This window comes from Pseudomonas sp. SWRI51 (genome assembly GCF_014268825.1).
GTDB classification, from domain to species: Bacteria; Pseudomonadota; Gammaproteobacteria; order Pseudomonadales; family Pseudomonadaceae; genus Aquipseudomonas; species Aquipseudomonas farsensis.
Genome location: NZ_JABWRG010000086.1, coordinates 1 through 21,886, shown reverse-complemented (window position 1 = coordinate 21,886; position 21,886 = coordinate 1). Strand labels below are relative to the sequence as shown.

Annotated in this window: 20 protein-coding genes; 10 read left to right on the top strand and 10 right to left on the bottom strand. The window is 63.7% G+C overall.

All coding sequences use genetic code 11. The features are described from left to right. Nucleotides 1–170: 170 nt before the first annotated feature. On the bottom strand, nucleotides 171–962 hold the full coding sequence (locus HU720_RS19580) for a dienelactone hydrolase family protein (RefSeq protein WP_186521952.1): 792 nt from the start codon (nucleotides 960–962) through the stop codon (nucleotides 171–173). 132 nt (nucleotides 963–1,094) lie between these two features. Here HU720_RS19580 and HU720_RS19575 point away from each other — a divergent pair, with 132 nt between their 5' ends. The 5 genes from HU720_RS19575 (at nucleotide 1,095) to HU720_RS19555 (ending at nucleotide 9,520) form a co-directional block, all read left to right on the top strand. Next, on the top strand, nucleotides 1,095–1,700 hold the full coding sequence (locus HU720_RS19575; protein WP_186521951.1) for an outer membrane beta-barrel protein: 606 nt from the start codon (nucleotides 1,095–1,097) through the stop codon (nucleotides 1,698–1,700). An 85-nt stretch (nucleotides 1,701–1,785) separates the two neighbouring features. Further along, complete coding sequence (locus HU720_RS19570) at nucleotides 1,786–2,463, top strand: response regulator (protein ID WP_186521950.1); 678 nt, start codon at nucleotides 1,786–1,788, stop codon at nucleotides 2,461–2,463. Beyond that, nucleotides 2,460–3,794, top strand: coding sequence for an ATP-binding protein (locus HU720_RS19565; protein WP_186521949.1), 1,335 nt, complete (start codon nucleotides 2,460–2,462; stop codon nucleotides 3,792–3,794). Before HU720_RS19570 ends, HU720_RS19565 begins: the two co-directional genes overlap by 4 nt. 804 nt (nucleotides 3,795–4,598) lie before the next feature. Then, a complete protein-coding gene (locus tag HU720_RS19560; protein WP_186521947.1) occupies nucleotides 4,599–5,921 on the top strand; it encodes a dicarboxylate/amino acid:cation symporter in 1,323 nt (440 codons plus the stop codon). A 185-nt stretch (nucleotides 5,922–6,106) separates the two neighbouring features. After that, nucleotides 6,107–9,520: a M10 family metallopeptidase gene (locus HU720_RS19555; RefSeq protein ID WP_186521945.1), complete on the top strand. Its 3,414-nt coding sequence runs from the start codon at nucleotides 6,107–6,109 to the stop codon at nucleotides 9,518–9,520. Nucleotides 9,521–9,535: 15 nt separating this feature from the next. On the opposite strand, the gene HU720_RS19550 is transcribed toward HU720_RS19555, so the two are convergent. Both HU720_RS19550 and HU720_RS19545 read right to left on the bottom strand, forming a co-directional pair. After that, nucleotides 9,536–10,030, bottom strand: a complete 495-nt coding sequence (locus HU720_RS19550) for a SprT family zinc-dependent metalloprotease (RefSeq protein ID WP_186521943.1) — start codon at nucleotides 10,028–10,030, stop codon at nucleotides 9,536–9,538. 194 nt (nucleotides 10,031–10,224) lie between these two features. Next, complete coding sequence (locus HU720_RS19545) at nucleotides 10,225–10,824, bottom strand: Yip1 family protein (RefSeq protein ID WP_186521941.1); 600 nt, start codon at nucleotides 10,822–10,824, stop codon at nucleotides 10,225–10,227. A 265-nt stretch (nucleotides 10,825–11,089) separates the two neighbouring features. On the opposite strand from HU720_RS19545, the gene ttcA reads away from it, so the two are divergent. Both ttcA and HU720_RS19535 read left to right on the top strand, forming a co-directional pair. Continuing rightward, nucleotides 11,090–11,914, top strand: a complete 825-nt coding sequence (gene ttcA, locus HU720_RS19540) for a tRNA 2-thiocytidine(32) synthetase TtcA (RefSeq protein ID WP_186521940.1) — start codon at nucleotides 11,090–11,092, stop codon at nucleotides 11,912–11,914. 4 nt (nucleotides 11,915–11,918) lie between these two features. Continuing rightward, nucleotides 11,919–12,590 carry a DNA-3-methyladenine glycosylase I gene (locus HU720_RS19535; RefSeq protein WP_186521937.1) on the top strand — a complete coding sequence of 224 codons (672 nt, stop codon included), beginning with the start codon at nucleotides 11,919–11,921 and terminating at the stop codon, nucleotides 12,588–12,590. Between the two features lie 146 nt (nucleotides 12,591–12,736). Here HU720_RS19535 and HU720_RS19530 read toward each other — a convergent pair whose 3' ends face one another. The 3 genes from HU720_RS19530 to arsC are packed head-to-tail and all read right to left on the bottom strand — an operon-like array spanning nucleotide 12,737 to nucleotide 14,098. Next, on the bottom strand, nucleotides 12,737–13,150 hold the full coding sequence (locus HU720_RS19530; RefSeq protein WP_186521935.1) for a DUF2069 domain-containing protein: 414 nt from the start codon (nucleotides 13,148–13,150) through the stop codon (nucleotides 12,737–12,739). After that, nucleotides 13,143–13,748: an NAD(P)H:quinone oxidoreductase gene (wrbA, locus tag HU720_RS19525; RefSeq protein ID WP_186521933.1), complete on the bottom strand. Its 606-nt coding sequence runs from the start codon at nucleotides 13,746–13,748 to the stop codon at nucleotides 13,143–13,145. Before wrbA ends, HU720_RS19530 begins: the two co-directional genes overlap by 8 nt. Next, a complete protein-coding gene (gene arsC / locus HU720_RS19520) occupies nucleotides 13,745–14,098 on the bottom strand; it encodes an arsenate reductase (glutaredoxin) (RefSeq protein ID WP_186521931.1) in 354 nt (117 codons plus the stop codon). Before arsC ends, wrbA begins: the two co-directional genes overlap by 4 nt. Before the next feature lie 87 nt (nucleotides 14,099–14,185). On the opposite strand from arsC, the gene HU720_RS19515 reads away from it, so the two are divergent. Next, a complete protein-coding gene (locus HU720_RS19515; RefSeq protein ID WP_186521929.1) occupies nucleotides 14,186–14,653 on the top strand; it encodes a TlpA disulfide reductase family protein in 468 nt (155 codons plus the stop codon). Between the two features lie 73 nt (nucleotides 14,654–14,726). On the opposite strand, the gene HU720_RS19510 is transcribed toward HU720_RS19515, so the two are convergent. The 4 genes from HU720_RS19510 to HU720_RS19495 all read right to left on the bottom strand — a co-directional run bounded on the left by HU720_RS19510 (nucleotide 14,727) and on the right by HU720_RS19495 (nucleotide 19,416). Beyond that, a complete protein-coding gene (locus tag HU720_RS19510; RefSeq protein ID WP_186521927.1) occupies nucleotides 14,727–15,131 on the bottom strand; it encodes an META domain-containing protein in 405 nt (134 codons plus the stop codon). Further along, nucleotides 15,128–15,565, bottom strand: a complete 438-nt coding sequence (locus HU720_RS19505; RefSeq protein WP_186521925.1) for a hypothetical protein — start codon at nucleotides 15,563–15,565, stop codon at nucleotides 15,128–15,130. Before HU720_RS19505 ends, HU720_RS19510 begins: the two co-directional genes overlap by 4 nt. Nucleotides 15,566–15,596: 31 nt before the next feature. After that, on the bottom strand, nucleotides 15,597–16,586 hold the full coding sequence (locus HU720_RS19500) for a 2-hydroxyacid dehydrogenase (RefSeq protein WP_186521923.1): 990 nt from the start codon (nucleotides 16,584–16,586) through the stop codon (nucleotides 15,597–15,599). A gap of 76 nt (nucleotides 16,587–16,662) precedes the next feature. Beyond that, a complete protein-coding gene (locus HU720_RS19495; protein ID WP_186521921.1) occupies nucleotides 16,663–19,416 on the bottom strand; it encodes a response regulator in 2,754 nt (917 codons plus the stop codon). 196 nt (nucleotides 19,417–19,612) lie between these two features. On the opposite strand from HU720_RS19495, the gene HU720_RS19490 reads away from it, so the two are divergent. Together HU720_RS19490 and HU720_RS19485 are read left to right on the top strand one after the other, a co-directional pair. Then, entirely contained in the window at nucleotides 19,613–20,329 is a 717-nt protein-coding gene (locus HU720_RS19490; protein WP_186521919.1) for a response regulator transcription factor, read from the top strand. A 2-nt stretch (nucleotides 20,330–20,331) separates the two neighbouring features. Next, a complete protein-coding gene (locus HU720_RS19485) occupies nucleotides 20,332–21,681 on the top strand; it encodes a sensor histidine kinase (protein ID WP_186521917.1) in 1,350 nt (449 codons plus the stop codon). Nucleotides 21,682–21,886 lie beyond the last annotated feature (205 nt).

Below are 21,886 nucleotides of genomic sequence, written 5' to 3'. Positions count from 1 at the left end.
CGCAGCCCTTTCGCGACACAAGGCCGCTCCTACACAATCAAAAGCGACTTGCCCGAAACCATAGAATCTCCCACAGGTATCCAGGTCAGGCCTCGATATTGTGGATGTGCACGGTCTTTGTAGGAGCTGGCGACAGCCTGCGATGGGCTGCAACGCAGCCCCGGCTTTACTCAGTCAAACGCCTTCTTGAAAAACGCCTGCATGTCTTTCCACGAGCTTTCATCGGCTGCCTTGTCATAACCGATATCCGGCCCGCCATGCCCACCATGGCTCAAACGGTCGGCATCCGGGTTGGTGAAGCCATGCTTGGCCCCGGGAATCCCGACAAACTCATAGTCCACCTTGGCTGCATCCATTTCGGCCTTGAACGCTGCCACCTGCTCCGCGGTGACCATGCTATCGGCCTCGCCGTGCTCAACCAGAACCTTTGCCCGTACCACGCCAGGCTTTGCCGGTGTCTTGGTCGCCAGTGTACCATGGAAGCTCACCACGCCATCGAGCTTCTCGCCCCGGCGCGCGGCATCGAGCACCACCTTGCCGCCGAAGCAGTAACCCACCGCACCCAACTGGTGCTTGTTGGTGTTGGGCTGCAACTTGAGCAGCTCGAGCCCGGCGTCGAAGCGCCGCGCCGCCGCCGCTGGGTCTTTCATGGCCGCAGCCATGAACGCCTGGGCGTCCTGTGGGTGCTCGGTATGCTTGCCGTCGCCATACATATCGATAGCCAGCGCGTTGTAGCCAAGTGCCGCCAGGTCACGCGCGCGGCGTTTGGCGTAGTCGTTCAGCCCCCACCATTCATGCACCACGACGACGCCCGGGCGTTTGCCTTCGACCGCGTCGTCGTAGGCGTAGTAGCCGATCAGCGCAGTGCCGTTGTCATCCTGGTAGCGGATTTCGCGGGTCTGCACCGCCGCCTGGACGAGGGCGGTACTGCACAGCAGGGCCAGGGCAAGCAGGGTACGCATGGGGAAACTCCTTTTACGACGGTGGCCGCTTCGTTCAGCGGTTGTTCAGGCAAGGTTCAGCGGCGGTTCAGGGCGCCCTCCCTACTCTAGCTCCCAGACACAGACAAAGCATCCAACGGGAGTACCTGAACCATGAAAACGCTCAATACCCTGATTGCCGCCATGGCGGTGTGCGCCGCCGGCATGACCACCGCGGCCCAGGCCGACGACAACTTCGCCAGCCTGACCTACGGCCAGACCAGCGACAAAGTGCGCAAGTCCGGCCTGCTGCAAAACAATGCCCCCGGCCTGAACGCCGACGGCATCATCGGCAAGGACAACACCTGGGGCGTGCGCCTGGGCCAGATGAATCAGCAGGGCCGCTACTACCTGACCTACGACAACGTGTCGGGTGACCACAGCGGTGTCAAGCTGCGCCAGGAGAACCTGCTGGGTAGCTACGACCTGTTCCTGCCCGTAGGCGATACCACCAAGTTGTTCGGCGGTGCCAGCCTGGGGGTGACCAAGCTGACCCAGGATTCCCCCGGTGCCAGCCGCGACACCGACTATGGTTACGCCGTCGGCCTGCAAGGCGGTGTCATCCAGGAACTTACCGACAATGCCTCGGTCGAGCTTGGCTACCGTTACCTGCGCAGCAACGCCAGCACCGAAATCGGCGAGCATGGCGGGCCGAAAGACGGCACCCTGCGCCTGACCAGCAGCGCCCAGACGTACCTTGCGGCCACCTACAAGTTCTGAAGCAGGTGCACCGGCAAGCCGGCACATAGGGATGATGTCGCTTCGCTGTTATCCTGTGCCGGCCCCGCACAATGAGGAGAGCTGCATGAAACTGCTGGTGGTCGAGGACGAAGCGCTGCTGCGTCATCACCTGTTCACCCGCCTGGGCGAAGGCGGGCATGTGGTGCAGGCGGTGGCCAACGCCGAGGAGGCGCTGTACCAGGCCGAGCAGTACAACCATGACCTGGCGGTGATCGACCTGGGCCTGCCGGGCATGAGCGGGCTGGACCTGATTCGCCAGTTGCGCAGCCTTGGCCAAACCTTCCCCATCCTTATTCTCACCGCCCGCGGCAACTGGCAGGACAAGGTCGAAGGCCTGGCCGCCGGCGCCGACGACTATGTAGTCAAGCCGTTTCAGTTCGAAGAGCTCGAAGCCCGGCTCAATGCGCTGCTGCGCCGTTCCAGCGGTTTTACCCAGTCGACCATCGCTGCCGGCCCGCTGCTGCTTGACCTCAACCGCAAGCAGGCCAGCCTGGATGACACGCCGCTGGCGCTGACCGCCTACGAATACCGCATCCTTGAGTACCTCATGCGCCATCACCAGCAGGTGGTGGCCAAGGAGCGCCTGATAGAGCAGTTGTACCCCGGCGACGAGGAGCGCGACCCCAACGTCATCGAGGTGCTGGTGGGCCGCCTGCGGCGCAAGCTTGAGGGCGACAACGGCTTCAAACCCATCGACACCGTACGCGGGCTAGGTTACCTGTTCACCGAGCGCTGCCGTTGATTCGTTCGCTGCGCGTACGCCTGATGCTGGCAGCGGCGCTGTTGGCGCTGCTGTTCATGCTGGCGCTGCTGCCGGCGTTGCAGAAGGCGTTCAGCCTGGCGTTGCAGGAGTCCATCGAGCAGCGGCTGGCCTCGGATGTCACGACCTTGATTTCTGCCGCGCGCATCGAGGATGGCCGCCTGCAAATGCCGGCGCTGCTGCCCGACGAGCGCTACAACCTGCCGTACACCGGGCTGCTCGGCTACATCTTCGACCGCCAGGGCACGCTGGTCTGGCAATCCCGCGCGACCCGCAACCGCCACATCAACTACAGCCCGCGCTATGACGGGCGTGGCAATGAGTTCGCGCGCATCGAGCAAGAAGGCAACGAAGAGTTTTTCGTCTATGACGTCGAGGTCAAGCTGCTGGGGGGCAAGAGCGCGGCTTACAGCATCGTCGCCCTGCAACCGGTGCGCGAGTACCAGCACACCCTTGATGGCCTGCGCGAAAAACTCTACCTGGGTTTTGGCGCAGCGCTGCTGGCACTGATGGCGCTGCTGTGGGCCGGCCTGACCTGGGGCCTGCGTTCGTTGCGCAGGCTCAGCGTAGAGCTTGACCAGGTCGAGGCTGGTGCCCGTGACGGCCTCAGCCGCGAGCACCCGCGTGAGCTGCTGCGCCTGACCGGCTCGTTGAACCGCTTGCTGCATAGCGAGCGCGAACAGCGCCAGCGCTACCGCGACTCGCTCGACGACCTGGCCCACAGCCTGAAAACCCCGCTGGCGGTGTTGCAGGGGGTTGGCGAGAGCATGCCGCAGGGCAGCCAGGCGCAGGTGCTGCAAAGCCAGATCGAGCGCATGAGCCAGCAGATCGACTACCAGTTGCAGCGCGCCAGCCTGCGCAAGAGCGGGCTAGTGCGCCACCAAGTGCAACTCGTGCCGCTGCTCGACAGCCTGTGCAGCACGCTGGCCAAGGTCTACCGCGACAAGCGCGTCGAGGTCAGCCTGGATATCCCGGCCCAGGCGTGTGTGCCGGTGGAGCAGGGCGCCTTGCTCGAACTGCTCGGCAACCTGCTGGAGAACGCCTACCGGCTGTGCCTGGGGCAGGTGCGGGTGAGCCTGCGCGAAACGCCGGGGCTGCTGGAGTTGTGCATCGAGGATGACGGCCCGGGTGTGCCACCGGATCAGCGCGAGCGCATTCTGGAGCGCGGTGAGCGGCTGGACAGCCAGCATCCGGGGCAGGGAATCGGGCTGGCGGTGGTCAAGGACATCATCGATAGCTACGACGCAGAGTTGCAGCTCGATGATTCGGCGCTCGGTGGGGCGATGTTCCGGATTGTGTTTCGCTTGGATTGAGGCCGAGCACCCCTCGCAGGCGGGCATCTCTGTGCCGGCTGGGCGCGGTTTGCGTAGGAGATCATCCAGCCCTGCAGGGCTGCGCTGTCGCGCAGAGAACTGGGCACCGTGGGAGATTCTATGGTTTTGTACAACCCTGTTTTCGCCAGACATATCTCCTTGTGGCGAGCGGGCTTGCCCCGCGTTGGGCTGCGCAGCAGCCCCTTGGGTTTTCAGGGCTGCTGCGCAGCCCAACGCGGGACAAGCCCGCTCGCCACGGCTCTCTATCATTTTCCATAGGATTGGGTCCAACCAGCAATGTTGCGGTTGCGCATGGCCTCTGTGGGAGCTGGCGATAGCCTGCGATGAGGCCGGTGCAGGTTTGCTGATACCTGTGGTTCTTTGCTGTGGTTTTGAGGTGTTTACGCGTATTCATTTGTGATGCCGACGCTTAGTCCCCCAGCCATTTTGAGTGAGGCGCCCATTTAAGGGACGCACGCCCCATCGCGGCACAAGACCGCTCCCACAGCGGCCAGGGCGGATTCCCGCCACCCCCTCTGTACGAAACCCGCCACCGGGCGGAAATCCGCCAGCCGAACCCCCACCCCGCGCCCTGTCTCAGGGCAAAAATATCCCGTAAACATTGGCTTTGCACCGCCGTCGGGCATTTTGGCATCGCCCTTGCTAAGTGTTCATCAGAGACCGGGCAGACGCCTGCCAGGCTGCTCGAAAACAATGACAAATCCCTCCAGGTGCAGGAGGGTTCGCGATTCAGGTGCCCACATCCTTGAAGGGATGCGCCGGCACACTTGAGGAAACTAAGCCATGACGACTCGTCAGCCGCTGTACAAATCGCTGTATGTCCAGGTGATCGTCGCGATCACCATCGGTATCCTGCTTGGCCACTACTACCCCGAAACCGGCGTCGCCCTCAAACCGCTGGGTGATGGTTTCGTAAAACTGATCAAGATGGTCATCGCCCCGATCATCTTCTGTACCGTGGTCAGCGGCATCGCTGGCATGCAAAGCATGAAGTCGGTCGGCAAGACCGGCGGTTACGCGCTGCTGTATTTCGAAGTTGTCTCCACCGTCGCGCTGATCATCGGCCTGGTCGTGGTCAACGTGGTCCAGCCGGGCGCCGGCATGCACGTCGACGTCAGCACCCTGAACGCCAGCAGCGTGGCCGCCTATGCCGCCGCCGGCGCGCAGCAGACCACCGTCGGTTTCCTGCTCAACGTCATCCCTAACACCGTTGTCGGTGCCTTCGCCAACGGCGACATCCTGCAAGTGCTGATGTTCTCCGTGCTGTTCGGCTTCGCCCTGCACCGCCTGGGCAGCTACGGCAAGCCGGTGCTGGACATGATCGACCGCTTCGCCCACGTCATGTTCAACATCATCAACATGATCATGAAGCTGGCGCCGGTCGGTGCCTTCGGTGCCATGGCCTTCACCATCGGCCAGTACGGCGTGGGTTCGCTGGTGCAGCTGGGCTACCTGATGGCCTGCTTCTACATCACCTGCCTACTGTTCATCCTGGTGGTACTGGGCGGTATCTGCCGCGCCCACGGCTTCAGCGTCCTCAAGCTGATCCGCTACATCCGTGAAGAACTGCTGATCGTGCTGGGCACCTCGTCGTCCGAGTCGGCCCTGCCACGCATGCTGGCCAAGATGGAGCGCCTGGGTGCGAAGAAATCGGTCGTTGGCCTGGTAATCCCGACTGGCTACTCGTTCAACCTCGACGGCACCTCGATCTACCTGACCATGGCTGCGGTGTTCATCGCCCAGGCCACCGACACCACCATGGACATCACCCACCAGATCACCCTGCTGCTGGTGCTGCTGGTTGCGTCCAAAGGTGCTGCCGGCGTTACCGGTTCGGGCTTCATCGTGCTGGCTGCCACCCTGTCCGCCGTCGGCCACCTGCCGGTTGCAGGCCTGGCACTGATCCTCGGCATCGACCGCTTCATGTCCGAAGCCCGCGCCCTGACCAACCTGATCGGCAACGCTGTTGCCACCGTGGTTGTCGCCAAGTGGGTCAAGGAGCTGGACACCGACGTGCTGCAGGCTGAGCTGGCCTCCGGTGGTGCCCCGCTGATCGACACCCGCCCGACCGACGACCTCGGCGTAGCGGAAGGCCCGGCGCGCTGATAGCGCAGCGGTAACCTGAAAAAACCCATCTTCGGATGGGTTTTTTTGTGCCTGTCCGACGGGCGCAACGTTCTTTTGGCGCCAATTTAGTGTTAAATAGCCATCACTTTTTATTGCCTGGGATTTACGGACCGGCCAGGCGTTGAGTACACGGATGTTCACGGTCTATTCAGGAATGTAGTGCAATGCCCAGCCCCATCGGTTACACCTCGGCTCGCAGTGTTTCGCTGTCGGGCAACAACCTCGTTGATAGTCTGCTTGCCGGCTCCGCCTGGGATACCTCTTCATACTTCACCGGCGGTAGCACCCCCCTGACCTACAGCTTCGTCACCCCGAACGTCTCGATGTTCGCCACCCGCTATACCGACAGCAACGAGTACCGCGCCGCGTACTCGCTGACCGCCGCGCAGAAAACTGCCGTGACCGGCGCGCTGGCAGCGTGGTCTGCGGTGGCCGACATCAAATTCACCTTGGTTGCCGAGTCGCGCACCACCGTCGGTGACTTGCGCTTTGGCGGCTACAGCAATATGGATGAAGATGCCGCCGCGTGGGCCTACTACCCGGCCAACAACCCCAGCGCGGGCGATGTCTGGATCGGCAAGCACACCAACCAGGCCAATCCGCTGCCCGGCTCCTATGACTTCATGACCTTCATGCACGAGATCGGTCATGCCCTGGGCCTGAAGCATCCGTTCAGCGCCTCGGCCAGCAACTCGGCGGTATTGCCGACAGAGCTGGATGACGTGCGCCTCACCCTGATGAGCTACCAGAACCTGTATTTCACCGACAACACGCTCAGGGCCTACGTCGAGCCAACCACGCCGATGTTGCTCGACATTCTGGTGATGCAGCGCCTGTACGGCGCCAACATGAAGTGGCACAGCGGCGACGATACCTACAGCTTCAAGCCCGGCCAGGTGGTGTTCCAGACGTTGTGGGACGCAGGCGGCACCGACACCATCGATGCCAGCAACCAGCGCGCAGGCGTGAAGTTGGACTTGAATGAAGGGGCTTACAGCAACATCGGCGCGTTGTTCTATGACTACAACCTCGGGGCCTATGTCAACGACGGCCTGGCCATCGCCTACGGCGCCAAGATCGAAAACGCCACCGGTTCCGCCTTCGCCGACACCTTGATCGGCAACGACCTGGACAACGTGCTCGACGGCCGTGGCGGCGCCGACATCATGCGCGGCGGCCTGGGCAACGACACCTACATCGTCGACAACGCAGGCGACGTGGTCGTCGAAGACAGCACCCTGGCCAGCGAGATCGACACCGTGATGGCGTCGATCAGCTATACCTTGGGCGACAACCTGGAAAACCTCACCCTGACCGGCCGCGCGGCGATCAACGCCACCGGCAACGCGCTGAACAACGTGCTGATCGGCAACGCCGGCAACAACGTACTCGACGGCGGCGCTGGCGCCGACAAGATGAGCGGCGGTGCCGGCAACGACACCTACGTGGTCGACAACGCAGGCGATGAGGTGATCGAAGGCGTCAACGCGGGTATCGACACCGTGCGCGCCTCGCTGAGCTGGGCGCTTGGCGCCAACCTGGAAAACCTCGAACTCACCGGCAGTGCCAACCTCAATGGCACCGGTAACGCCCTGGCCAACGTGCTGACCGGCAATGCCGGCAACAACGTGCTCGATGGCGGGCTGGGCGCGGACCGCATGATCGGCGGCCTGGGTGATGACACGTATTACGTTGATAACATCCGGGACGTGGTAGTGGAATTGGCTGGCGAAGGCCGCGACCTGGTGCGCAGCTCGATCACCTACGTGCTCACCGCCAACGTCGAAGACGGCGAGCTGCTCGGCACGGCCAACCTGAACCTGACCGGCAATGCCGGCGACAACGTGCTGACCGGCAACGCCGGCAACAACATCCTCAAGGGCGAGGGCGGGCGTGACACGCTCATCGGCGGCCTGGGCAACGACACCTACTACGTCGACAGCAGCGATGACGTGATCATCGAAACCAGCGCCCTGGCCAGCGAAATCGACAGCGTGTTCGCCTCGGTCAGCTGGACCCTGGGTGACAACCTGGAAAACCTCACCCTGCTCGGCGCGGCCCACCTTGACGCCATCGGCAACGCGCTGGACAACCGCCTGACCGGCAACAGCGGCAACAACCTGCTCGATGGCGGCGCTGGCGCTGACATCATGAGCGGCGGGGCCGGCAACGACACCTACATCGTCGACAATATTGGCGACCAGACCCTCGAAGCGGCCAACGGCGGTATCGACACCGTGCGCGCTTCGCTGGACTGGACCCTGGCCGCCAACGTCGAAAACCTGCTGCTGACCGGCAACGGCAACTTGCGCGGCACCGGCAATGCGCAGGCGAACGTGCTGATTGGCAACAGTGGTGACAACCAATTGTTCGGCGGCGCCGGCAATGACCGCCTCGAAGGCGGCGCGGGCGACGACCTGCTCGATGGCGGCGTGGGTATCGACACCATGATCGGCGGCCTGGGCAATGACATCTATTACGTCGATAACGTGCGCGATGTGGTGACCGAAGCCTTTAACGAAGGCCGCGACCTGGTGCGCGCCTCGATCAGCTACGTGCTGGCCGATAACATCGAAGAAGGCGAGCTGCTCGGCAAGGCCAACCTCAACCTGACTGGCAACTCACTGAACAACATCCTCACCGGCAACGACGGCGCCAACGTGCTGCGGGGCGGTGGCGGGGTGAACACGTTGATCGGCGGGCTGGGCAACGACACCTACTACGTCGACAACGTAGGTGACGTGATCATCGAAGCCGGCACCTCGCCCAAGGAAATCGACAACGTATTTGCCTCGGTGAGCTGGGCCTTGGGCGACAACCTCGAAAACCTCACCCTGACCGGCGCTGGCAACCTCAATGGCACCGGCAATGCGTTGAACAACCGCATCACCGGCAACGACGGCGACAACGTGCTGGACGGCGGGGCGGGCGTCGATACCCTTATTGGCGGCAAGGGCAATGACACCTATGTGGTGGACGACGTGCGCGACGTGCTGATCGAAGGCGTCAACGCCGGCATCGACACCGTGCGCGCCTCGGTCAACTGGACCTTGGCGGCCAACTTCGAAAACCTGGTGCTGACCGGCACCGAGCACCTCAACGGCACCGGTAACGCTGCGGCCAACGTGATGACCGGCAATGCCGGCAACAACACCCTCAATGGCGGCGCCGGCAATGATGTGCTGGATGGCGGGGCAGGCGATGACGTACTGATCGGCGGCCTGGGCACCGACACCATGACCGGCGGCACGGGCGCAGACCGTTTTGTGTTCAACCTGATCAGTGAAATCGGCCTGGGCGACAAGCGGGATGTCATCACCGACTTCAACGGCGCCGAAGGCGACCGCATCGACCTGACCAAGATCGACGCCAACGTGCTGCTCAAAGGCATCAACACCTTCACCTACATCGGTTCCGGCGATTTCACCGGTGCCGGCCAGCTGCGTTTTGCCAATGAGATCCTCTCGGGCAACATCGACGCCAAGTTGGGCAGTGACGGCAAGTTCACCGCTGACTTCGAGATCCAGCTGGTGGGCGTGCAGCAGTTTACTGCCGAGCACCTGGTAGGCGTTGCGTGATTCAGGGCGGGTGGCTCACTCCACCCGCGTCTGCCCGCTGAATACCAAGGTCTGCCGGCAACGTTTGCACAGGTAGCGCCGCCCCTTGGCCACCAGGGTGTGGCGCTGCGCCGTGAACGGGAAGTCTTGTTCCGGGCAGCGGCAGGTATAGATGTAGCGCGTGGCGCTGCGCCGCTGCACTGCATAGTTGTGGCAACGGTTGGGGGGCAGCTCGTAGACCCCGCGCATGATCAGTTGCCATTCTTCGCCGTGGGCCTGGATACGGTCACCGAACAATTGGTGGGCGACCAGGTGCGCCACCTCGTGGGCCACGGTCTGGCGCAGGAAGTCTTCCTGGTTTTCGCGGTACAGCTGCAAGTTGAAGCGCAGCAGGTTTTCGTGCAGATGGGCGACGCCGGCCTTCTGGCCGCGCAGCTTGAAGCTGACTTGCGGGCGCGGGAAGGGGCGTTTGAAGAAGGTTTCAGCTTGTTGGTAGCAGGTTTCGACGCGTTGTTTGAGCAGCTCGGGCATGGCGGGGCGGGTCTCCTGGCCCGGCATTATGCCGCAATCAGCGCCTTGTAGGAGCGGCCTTGCGTCGCGAAAGTGCGGCGAAGCGGCCCCAGGATCTGCGCGTCATGCAAAATCGCCGGGGCTGCTACGCAGCCCTTTCGCGACACGAGGCCGCTCCTACACACCGCCCGCGTGGCGGTTGAATTATCCGATCTTCAGTTGGTATACACAGGCCCCACACCCAACCCCCAGATGATCACCGTGGCCGCCATGATCGCCACCAGCACCACCAGGCCCACCGCCAGCACGGAACTTGAGAACAGAAAGCCCTCATCGGCCGGGATGTTCATGAAGGTCGGCAGCCCGACATACAACAGGTACACCGTGTAGCAGATCGCTGCCGTGCCGATCAGCATGCCCAGCCACAGGTGCGGGTACAGCGCGGCGAGCCCGCCGATGAACAGCGGGGTGGCGGTATAGGTCGCAAAGGCGATGCACTGCGCCATGCTCGGGTTGGCATCATAGGTGCGTGCCATCCAGTGGATGAACGCGCCCATCACCGCCACCCCGGCGAGCATCGCCAGGTAGGACATCACACTCATCCACACGGCGCTTTCCATGGTCAGCATCACCGCTGGCCGTTCGCCGATCACCCAGCCCACCTGGGTGGTGCCGATGAACGCTGAAATGGCCGGGATCGCCGCCAGCACCAAGGTGTGTGTCAGGTACATGTGGCTGATGGTTTCGTCTTCGCCACGGATTTCCCGCCATTCCTGGTCAGGATGGGTAAATAGCCCCACAACGTGATGGATCATGCCGGTCACTCCTGTCAGTCGTCGTTGCCAGCGGCTTGCCCATGGCGCGCCAGTGGCCCGAGGCCAAGGTGCCCGCAGGTGGGCGGATGTGGCCTTATGTCGCAGTATAGGAAGCGCTACCCGGCACAAACGGCGCTTTTTAGAGCAAATCGCGCTGTAACTCGCTTGGCTGATTCCCGCGAAGTCTTTGTCGGAAGGCCTACAGCGGGGCGCGGTTTGTGCGTAAAATAGCCGGCTTTTGTCACACCTCGCGGATTCAAGCGCTATGGGCACCCTCTCGGTCAACCAGAACAAACTGCAAAAACGCCTGCGTCGCCTCGCCGGCGAAGCCATCACCGACTTCAACATGATTGAAGATGGCGACAAGGTCATGGTCTGCCTGTCTGGCGGCAAGGACAGCTACACCATGCTCGACGTTCTGTTGCACCTGCAGAAGGTGGCGCCGATCCAGTTCGAGATCGTTGCAGTGAACATGGACCAGAAGCAGCCAGGCTTCCCCGAGCACGTGCTGCCGGCGTACCTGAAGAGCCTGGGTGTCGAGTACCACATCGTCGAAAAAGACACCTATTCGGTGGTCAAGGAATTGATCCCCGAGGGCAAGACCACCTGCTCGCTGTGTTCGCGCCTGCGTCGCGGCACGCTGTACACCTTCGCGGACGAAATCGGTGCTACCAAAATGGCCCTGGGCCACCACCGCGATGACATCGTCGAGACGTTCTTCCTCAACATGTTCTTCAACGGCGCGCTCAAGGCCATGCCACCCAAGCTGCGCGCCGATGATGGCCGCAACGTGGTGATCCGCCCGCTGGCGTACTGCAACGAGAAAGACATCCAGGCCTACTCGGACATGCGCGAATTCCCGATCATCCCGTGCAACCTGTGTGGTTCGCAGGAGAACCTGCAGCGCCAGGTGGTCAAGGACATGCTGGTGGAGTGGGAGCGCAAGCACCCGGGCCGTTCCGAGAGCATTTTCCGCGCCCTGCAAAACGTGGCGCCGTCGCAGTTGGCCGACCGCAACCTGTTCGACTTCACCAGTCTGAAAATCGACGAAAGCGCCACGCCGCGTTTTCTCGACGTGCTGAACATCTGACCGCATGCGCGATTATCAGTGGTTGCATGAGTACTGCCTGAACCGCTTTGGTTCGGCCCAGGCGCTGGAGGCGTTTCTGCCGCAGCCGCGCACGCCTGCGCAATTGCGCGCGGTCAGTGATGACCGCTACCTGTCGACCTTGGCGTTGCGGGTGTTCCGCGCAGGTCTCAAGCACAGCCTGGTGGACGCCAAGTGGCCGGCGTTCGAGCAGGTATTCTTCGGCTTCGACCCGGAAAAGGTCGTGCTGATGAGCGCCGAGCATCTGGAGCGGTTGATGCAGGACACGCGCATCATCCGCCACTTGGGCAAGCTCAAGAGCGTGCCGCGCAACGCGCAGATGGTGCTGGATGTGGCCAAGGAGCACGGCAGTTTTGCAGCGTTCATCGCCGCCTGGCCCGAAACCGATATTGTCGGGCTTTGGAAATACCTGGCCAAGCACGGTACTCAGTTGGGCGGGCTGTCGGCGCCGCGGTTCTTGCGCATGGTTGGCAAGGATACGTTCATCCCCACCGATGACATGGCCGCCGCGCTGATCGCGCAGAAAATCATCGACAAGGCCCCCACCAGCCAGCGCGACCTGGCGCTGGTGCAACAGGCGTTCAATCAGTGGCACGCCGAGAGCGGCCGGCCGCTGTGCCAGTTGTCGGTCATGCTGGCGCATACCGTCAACCACTGAGCGCAGGGGTAAGGCTATCGCGGGGCAAGCCCGCTCCCACAAAAGCAGCTTTCATGCATCCTGTGGGAGATCACCCAGCTCTTACGGGCTGCGCTGTCGCGCAGAGAACTGGGCAGCGTGGGAGCGGGCTTGCCCCGCGATAGGGCCTAACTGCCTTCGCCGGCCATGCGCCGTTCCAGCTGAAACTTCCAGCGCACATACAGCAGCCCGGCAATGAACAGCCCCAGGCTCACCAGCACCTCGACCCAGCCAAACAGCGCCCGGGCCGGGTCGAACGCGGCCAGCACGCCCTTGATGAAATAGATGTTCACCACAAAGCAGGCCCAGGCATGCGCCCTGGCGCTGCCCATCAGCATGCCCGGCAGCAGCAACAGCAACGGCACCAGCTCGACCGCCAGAATGACCTCGACCCTCGCCCCGTGCAGGTTGGCGAACCACAGGTTGTTGACCACCAGCAGCGCGATCAGGCCAAAGAAGCAGGCCAGGCTCAATGCCCGCATCAGGCGCGCCCGTGGCGCCAGCCAGGCCAGCGGCGGCAGTACTTTAGGCTTTTTAGCCACGTTGGCCCCCGAGGGCTTTGGCGGTGTTGGCCAGGCGTTGGCCCAGCGCGCGGCACAGGGTGATTTCGTGCGGGTCGAGCTCGCGCTTGCCGTCGGCACCGGCGTGATGGCTAGCCCCATAAGGGGTGCCGCCGCCGGCGGTTTCGAGCAGCGCCGATTCGCTGTATGGCAGGCCGGTGACCAGCATGCCGTGGTGCATCAGCGGCAGCAGCATCGACAGCAGGGTGGTTTCCTGGCCACCGTGCAGGCTGGCGGTGGAGGTGAACACCGCAGCCGGCTTGCCGACCAATTCGCCGCCCAGCCACAGGCTGCTGGTGCCATCGATGAAGTACTTCAGCGGCGCAGCCATGTTGCCAAAGCGCGTCGGGCTGCCCATGGCCAGGCCCGCGCAGTGGCGCAGGTCGTCGAGGGTCGCGTACAGCGCGCCGCTGGCCGGGATGTCCGCAGCCACCGCTTCGCACTCGGTGGAAACCGCTGGCACCGTGCGCAGGCGGGCTTCAAGGCCGGCCATCTCGATGCCACGGGCGATGTGCCGGGCCATTTCGCTGGTGGAGCCGTGGCGGCTGTAATAGAGCACCAGGATGTAGGGGTCGCTCACGGCAGGATCTCCACCAGGTTGTCCAGTGGGCGGCCGATGGCAGCCTTGTTGCCGGCAACCAGAATCGGCCGCTCGATGAGTTTGGGGTGTTGCACCATGGCGTCGATCAGTTGCGCCTCGGTCAATGCCGGGTCCGCCAGGTTCAGCGCCTTGTACTCGTCTTCGCCGCTGCGCAGCAGCTGGCGCGCGCCGATGCCCAGCTTGGCCAGCAGCTGTTGCAGGGTGGGGGCGTCGGGTGGGGTTTCGAGGTAGCGCACGACGTTGGCGGTCAGGCCGCGTTCTTCGAGCAGCTCCAAGGCTGCACGGGATTTGGAGCAGCGCGGGTTATGATACAGCGTCAGGTCGGTCATGGCGGGTCGCATCCAGCAGGGTGTGGCGGCTATTCTAACCGCAGCGATCGGCTCCAGGCTTTGAAAAACTTGCAGAAGGATTGACCCATGGCAAGGCGTTTGGCAGCTGCACTGGCCATTACCGCGGGCTTGTTGCTCGGCGGTTGCGGTGCCGATTACGGCGTGGACCAGCACGGTAACGCGGTGCAGGCGCAACAGCTCGACGGGCACTGGCTGGTGCTCAACTACTGGGCCGAATGGTGCGGCCCGTGCCGCACGGAAATCCCCGCGCTCAATACCGCGGCCAAGCAGTGGCAGGCCCAGGGCATCAAGGTGTTGGGAGTGAACTATGACGGGCTGCAGGGCGCGGAGCTCAAAACCGCTGCCGATACCCTCGGCATCGACTTCACTGTGCTCGCCCAGGACCCGGCCGAGCACTTCAAGCTGCCACGCAGCGAAGCGTTGCCGGTGACCTACATCATCGATGACAAAGGCAAGGTGCGCGAACAGCTGCTCGGCGAGCAGACCCTCGAGGGCCTGCAGGCGAAGATCAAGGCGCTCAAAGGCGGCGCCTGAGCGGCTGTTCGCGGGGCAAGCCCGCTCCTACAGGCGTGGGAGCGGGCTTGACCCGCGAAGGGCCCTGGGCCCGTCAGCCTTCCTCAGGCCAAAAGCGCAGCGGCTTGCCTTCGGCGGGCCAGAAGCGGATCTGCTCGATGGGCGACACATCCCAGCGTTGCACGGTCTCCAGTGCCTGCAAGAAGCGTTTTTCCTGCTCCATCAGCGCCGGTGAGCACAGCTTGCGGGTCTTGCCGACCTTGCCGAAGCTCAGTTGCTCGCCGTCAAGCGTATACGGTGCAAACCAATGGTTGCAGCCGGCATTGCCGTAGGCGCGGCCATCGCTGGCCAGGGTCAGGGTCAGGTGGCTGTAGTCCATCAGCGGGCGTTCGCCGATCCATTCCAGCACATAGCTCTGCTCCTTTTGCAATGGCGAAGGCTGCGAAGCGCAACCGGCCAGGCCGCAAGCGAGCAGGGCGGCAGTCAACAACTGTTTCACTCACCACGCTCCTGGCAGTTGGGGCACAGGTGGGCGTTGCCCTGGCTGGTCCAGCCCAGCTCGGCAATGCGCGCGGTGGCGGCTGGGGCGTGGCCCTTTTTGCCAAGTTTGGCTTCGGCGGCGAACTCGAAGTCCAACTGCGCCTGGCAGCGGTCGCAGTTGACCTGCCACTGGTGAATTTCCAGCTCGTTGAACACCGGGCCCTGGGCCACGGCGACCCACTGGCCGGTCGGGTTGATCAGGTGGCGCACGCTGTCCACGGTCAGGCGCATGGACAGGGTCTTGCTGCCTTTGAGCGACACCAGCAGGGCGTCACCCTTCTGGATCGAGCCGCCGTTGCCGGTCACCTGGTAACGGCCCGGTACCAGCGCGCGGCATTCGATCAAGGTGTGTTGCGGGTTGAAAAGGGTGTAGCGGAAATCGTGCTCGACCATGGGTCCTCCAGAAATGCCGCGTATCCTAGCATCACTTTGTGACCAGATTCTGCGGATTGCCTGCCGCCCAGCGGTTGATGTTGTCCAGCGTGGTCGCGGCGATGGCATCCAGCGCTTCGCGGGTGAGAAACGCCTGGTGCGCGGTGATGATCACATTGGGGAAGGTCAGCAGGCGCGCCAGCACATCGTCCTGCAGCGGCTGGTCGGAGCGGTCCTCGAAAAACAGTTGGGCCTCTTCTTCATAGACATCCAGCCCCAGGTAGCCGAGCTGGCCGCTCTTGAGCGCCTCGATCAGCGCGGGGGTGTCCACCAGCGCGCCGCGCCCGGTATTGATCAGCATGGCGCCGTGCTGAATCTGCGCAAGGCTCCTGGCGTTGATCAGGTGCCGGGTGTCTGCGGTCAGCGGGCAGTGCAGGCTGATGATGCGTGCTTCACGCAGCAGCTCGGGCAGCGGCAGGTAGCGGGCACCCAAGGCCAGCAGTTCGGGGTTGGGGTAGGGGTCGTAGGCCAGCAGCTGGCAGCCCAAACCGGCCATGATGCGGGCGAAGGCCGCGCCGATCTGCCCGGTGCCGACCACCCCGACCGTCTTGCCATGCAGGTCGAAACCGGTCAGCCCATGCAAGGTGAAATCGCCCTCGCGGGTGCGGTTATAGGCCCGGTGCAGGCGGCGGTTCAGTGCCAGAATCAGCGCCACGGCATGCTCGGCGACGGCGTGCGGCGAATACGCCGGCACCCGCACCACACTCAGCCCCAGGCGCTCGGCTGCGGCCAGGTCGACGTGGTTGTAACCCGCCGAACGCAGCGCAATCAACCGCGTGCCGCCCTCGGCCAGGCGCTCCAGCACCGCAGCGTCAAGTTCGTCGTTGATGAACGCGCACACCACTTCATAGCCGTGGGCCAGTGGGGCGGTGTCGAGGGTCAGCCGGGCGGGCTGGTAGTGCAGGTCCAGGTTGCTGCCAGCGGCGCTGCGGGCAAAGCTTTCCTGGTCGTAGTGCTGGCTGCTGAACAACAGTGCGCGCATGGCGGTAGTCCTTTTATGGCAACAGCAACAGTCTAACCACACGCCAGGCGCGCGGTGTTGACCTGCATAGCGCCGATCACGCGCTCAAGCGCGCCTGCTCGGCAAGGCGGATGATCGCCCGGTCCAGTTCATCCAGCGCTTGCAGCGCCTGCGGGCTGTCCTGTTTCAGCAGTGTTTCGCTGCGTTGGCAGGCGGCGCGCAGTTGCGGTACCCCGCAATAGCGCGAGGCGCCATTGAGGCGGTGCACGCGCTCGATCAAGGCGGTGCGGTCGTCATCTTGGCGGGCAATGTGGATGGCTTCGCGGTCGGCATCCAGCGAGGCCAGCAGCATCGCCAGCATGTCGGCGGCAAGGTCTGGCTTGTTGGCGGCCAGGCGCAGGCCTTCTTCAGGGTCGAGCACTTTCAGTTCGCTGTCCGGCAGTTGCTCGGCAGCGCGCTCCTGGGAGGTTGCGCCCAAGGTCAGGCCGGTCCATTTCATCACCACCTGCGCCAGTTGGCGCTCGCTGATCGGCTTGGTCAGGTAATCGTCCATGCCGCTTTGCAGCAGCGCACGTTTTTCGTTGGCCATGGCATGCGCGGTGAGGGCGACGATGGGCAGCACCGGGCCGCTCTGGGTGCTTTCCCATTGGCGAATCTGCTCGGTACAGGCGCGCCCGTCCATGCCGGGCATCTGCACATCCATCAGCACCAGGTCGAAGGCCTCGTTCTGCACCGCTTGCAGGGCGGCAAAACCGCTGTCTACAGCCAGCACCGCCGCGCCCATGTCTTCGAGCAGGGTCTGCACCAGCATCAGGTTGGCCGGGTTATCGTCGACGCACAGCACCTTGGGCATGCGCTCGCCACTGTCTATGCGTGCCTCGCCGAGGATGCGCCGCGGCTGCACCAGGTCGACCAGCAGCCGGCGCAGCTTGCGCGAGCAGGTGGGTTTGGCCAGCAATTGCCCATAGGCGTTGGGCAGATACGGGTGATACAGCGGTTGTTCGGTGGTCGGGCACAGCACCACGCACTGGCAGCCCAGGCGTTCGAGCTGCTGATGGCACTGGCCCAGCTGCTCGGGCGACAGGCTGCCCAGGTTGGCCCCGAGCACGGCGAAGTCGAACGGCTGGCCGGCCTGGCTTGCCGCGTTGACCGCTTGCAGCAGTTGCTCGTAGGAAGAGAACAGGCTCACCGCCAGGCCGCAGTCCTCAAGCTGATGCTCCAGGGCCTGGCGGGCCAGGTCATGGCCGTCGACGATGGCCGCGCGGCGCCCGATCAGGGCTTGCAGCGGCTGTTCTTCGGCATCGTCATGGGCCCGTGGCAGGTTGATGCTGATCCAGAATTGCGAACCCTCCCCCGGGGTGCTGTCCACGCCGATCTCACCGCCCATCTGCTCGATCAGGCGTTTGGAAATCACCAGCCCAAGGCCAGTGCCACCGGGCTGGCGCGACAGCGAGTTGTCGGCCTGGCTGAACGCCTGGAACAACGTGCGCACATCCTGTGGCGACAGGCCGATGCCGGTGTCCTGCACGCTGATACGCAGTTGCGCATGGTCATCCTGCTCGTCCTCGACCATGGCGCGGACGACGATGGTGCCTTCGCGGGTGAACTTGATCGCGTTGCTCACCAGGTTGGTCAAAATCTGCTTGAGCCGCAGCGGGTCGCCGACCAGCGACAGCGGCGTGTCGCGGTACACCAGGCTGAGCAGCTCCAGCTGCTTGGCGTGGGCGGCCGGGGCGAGGATGGTCAGGGTGTCTTGGATCAGGTCGCGCAGGTTGAACGGAATGCTGTCGAGCACCAGCTTGCCGGCCTCGATCTTGGAGAAGTCGAGAATCTCGTTGATGATCCCCAGCAGGTTGTCGGCCGACTTTTCGATGGTGCCTAAATAGTCGAGCTGGCGCGGCGTCAGTTCGCTTTTCTGCAACAGGTGGGTGAAGCCCAGAATGCCGTTGAGCGGGGTGCGGATCTCGTGGCTCATGTTGGCCAGAAACTCGGACTTGATACGGCTGGCCTCCAGGGCCTCCTTGCGCGCCATGTCCAGTTCGATGTTCTGGATCTCGATGGTTTCCAGGTTCTGACGCACATCTTCGGTGGCCTGGTCGATGCTGTGCTGCAGCTCTTCGTGGGCGTTTTGCAGGGTTTCGGCCATGCGGTTGATACCGGCTGCCAGTTCATCCAGCTCATGGCTGCCCATGGCCGGCAGGCGTTCTTCGAGGTGGCCGTCCTTGAGTTGGTTGACCGCATGCTTGATGTGCTTGATCGGCTCGTTGATGGTGCGGCTCATGCGCAGGGCCAGCAGGGCGGTCAGGCTCAGGCCGACCAGTATCAATAACAGGCTGGTAAACAGGTTGCGGTAGCCACGCAGCAAGGTGCCGTCATGGGACAGCTCGATCTCGACCCAGCCAAGCAAGCGCTCGGCCTCCTCGGGCACGGCGTCGGTGGCCAGGTCGCGGTGGTGGCCGAATACCGGCATCAGGTAGCGGGTGGCATCGTTGCCGGTGCGTTGCAGCAATTGCGTACCGGTGCCGCCGCTGGGCGGCTGGTTGAGCATGCTCGGGCCGGCATGGGCCAGGCGCTTGCGGTCCGGGCTCAGAAACGCCACGGCGCGCACGTCGGTCTGTTCCAGGGCCTGCGCGGCGATGCGCTCCAGTTGCGCAGGGGACTGGTGGGCCATTGCCGGTGCGGCCAATGGCGCCAACTGCTCGGCGATCATCTTGCCGCGTTGCAGCAGTTGCGTACGCAGTTCGCTCTGTTGCAGCCAGGTGAAGTAGGTGCCCAGCACCAGGGCCATGAGCGCTGCTGGCAGCAAGGCCAGTAACAGCACGCGACTGCGGATTCCTAATCGGTCGAGCACACCTGTCTCCTGTCATGTGCATAAAACGTGCGCCGGGCGCATCTGCGCGAACGTTACTCCGCGAGCAGTGGCAATGCACTCATTTGTATCTGTTTTTTGCCTGTATGGCGGCACCTGCAACGCTTGTCGTTTCGCTGTTGCCTGGCGGCAGCGCTTGCCCAATAATCACGTAATTGAGAATTGATGGCAGTTGCCAATGCATCCGGTACCCATTCACCCTTCAAGCATTCTTGCCATTGAAGACGACCCCGTGCTGGGCGCCTACCTGCACGACGAACTGCAACGCGGCGGTTTTCAAGTGACCTGGTGCCGCAATGGGCTGCAAGGGCTTGAAACCGCCGGGCAGCAGGCCTTCGATCTGGTGCTGTTGGACATCCTGCTGCCTGGCCTCAACGGGCTTGAAGCCTTGGCCCGCCTGCGCCAGCACAGCGCCACGCCCGTCATCCTGATGTCGGCGCTCGGCGCTGAGGCGGATCGCATCAGCGGCTTCGAGCGCGGCGCCGACGACTACCTGCCCAAACCGTTCAGCTTTGCCGAACTGCGCGTGCGCATCGATGCGGTATTGCGTAGGGTTGCCTTTGAGCGGCGCAACCAGGCTCCGCGCGAACTGCCAGCCAGCGCGCTGTGCTTCGACGAGGCGCTCGCGGATGTGAGCCTGGGCGATGCCTGGGCAGGCCTGACCCCCAGCGAATACCGCCTGCTCGACACCTTGTACCGCAGCCAGGACGAGGTGTTGAGCAAGCCCTTCCTTTATCGGCAGGTATTACAGCGTGGTTATTCACGCCACGACCGCAGCCTGGACATGCACGTCAGCCAGATCCGCCGCAAGCTCAAGGCCATCGGCTACCACGAGCGCCAGCTGCGCACGGTGTGGGGCAAGGGCTATGTGTTCGCAGCTGGCGAGGCCGACTGACTGTGCTCAACCGCCATTCGCTGTTCTGGAAACTGTTCATTCTGCTGGTGGGCTTCTGCCTGCTGATGATCGGCCTCAGCTACACCTGGGGCCGGCACATGGAAACCCGCAACGCTTTTCTCGACGAGCCGGCGCGCGCCGTGCTGCGCGGCTATGCAGCCCAGGCAGAGCAGGCCTGGCTTGAAGGCGGGCGTGAAGGGGTCGACCGTTGGCTTGAGCAATTGCAGGGCCATGAGCCTGGCTGGGCCGCTGTGCTCGATGCCGACCTGCAACCCTTGGGCAGCGTGCCGCTCAACGCCGAACAAACCCAGCACCTGACCCGCCTGCGCGGCATCGACTGGCCGATGAGCCGGCGCATCGTTGGCCAGCCCTGGCTGCGCCTGCCGTTCCCCACGGTGCCCGAGCAGGGCATGTTGGTTATGGAGCTGCCCCAGCGCCTTAACCCAGGCCATTACCGCCTGGCCTGGCAAATTGTGACCAACGGCATTATCCCCGGGTTGTTCACGCTGCTGCTGTGCGTAGGCCTGTACCGCATGCTGATCGTGCCGCTGAACCAGCTGCGCGAGCAGGCCAACGCCTGGCGCGCCGACCAGCTCACCGCGCGGCTGGACTCGCGCACCACCCAGCGCAAGGACGAGCTTGGCGAACTGGGCCGTGCCTTCGACCAGATGGCAGAGCGGCTGCAAGGGACGGTGGCCTTGCAGCAGCAGTTGTTGCGTGACCTTTCCCACGAAATGCGCACCCCGCTCAGCCGGCTGCGTGTGGCTTGCGACGGCGAGACCGACCTGCAGCGCCTGCGCGAGCGTCTGCACCGCGAGGTGGACGCCATGCAGCAACTGGTCGAGGACACCTTGCAGTTGGCCTGGCAGGACGCCGAGCGCGGGGCGGTGGCGTTCGAGCCGATCCAGATTCACCCCTTGTGGGACCTGCTGAGCGAGAACGCCTGCTACGAAAGCGGCTGGTCGCAGGCTCGGCTGCGCTGCGAGGTGCCGGCCGATTGCGCGGTGCAAGGCAACCTCAACCACTTGGCCCAGGCGCTGGAAAACCTGTTGCGCAACGCCATCCGCCACTCGCCAGCCGATGGCGTGGTGCGGCTTGCCGGGCAGCGGGAGGGCAGTTATTGGCGCATTGACCTTGAAGATGACGGCGGCGGTGTGGCCGAGGGCGAGCTGGAGCGCATCTTTGCGCCATTTACCCGCCTGGATGGCTCGCGGCCTGGGGATGGTGGGTTTGGTCTGGGCTTGAGCATCGCGCGCAGTGCCATCGAGCGCCAGGGTGGGATGCTGTGGGCAGTCAATGGCCAGCGCGGGTTGCGCTTGTGCATGCGTTTGCCGGCAGCGGCGTGCGCATAAACCACAAGCGGCGCGGTCTTTGTGGGTTTTGCGCAATCGCGCTCTGGCCTCATCGCAGGCTATCGCCAGCTCCCATAGCTCGCCCATCCCCATATCGATGCCGTCTACGCGGTCAGTGTAGGAGCGGCCTTGTGTCGCGAAAGGGCTGCGGAGCAGCCCCAGGATCTGCGCACCCACCAGAATCGCTGGGGCTGCTCCGCAGCCC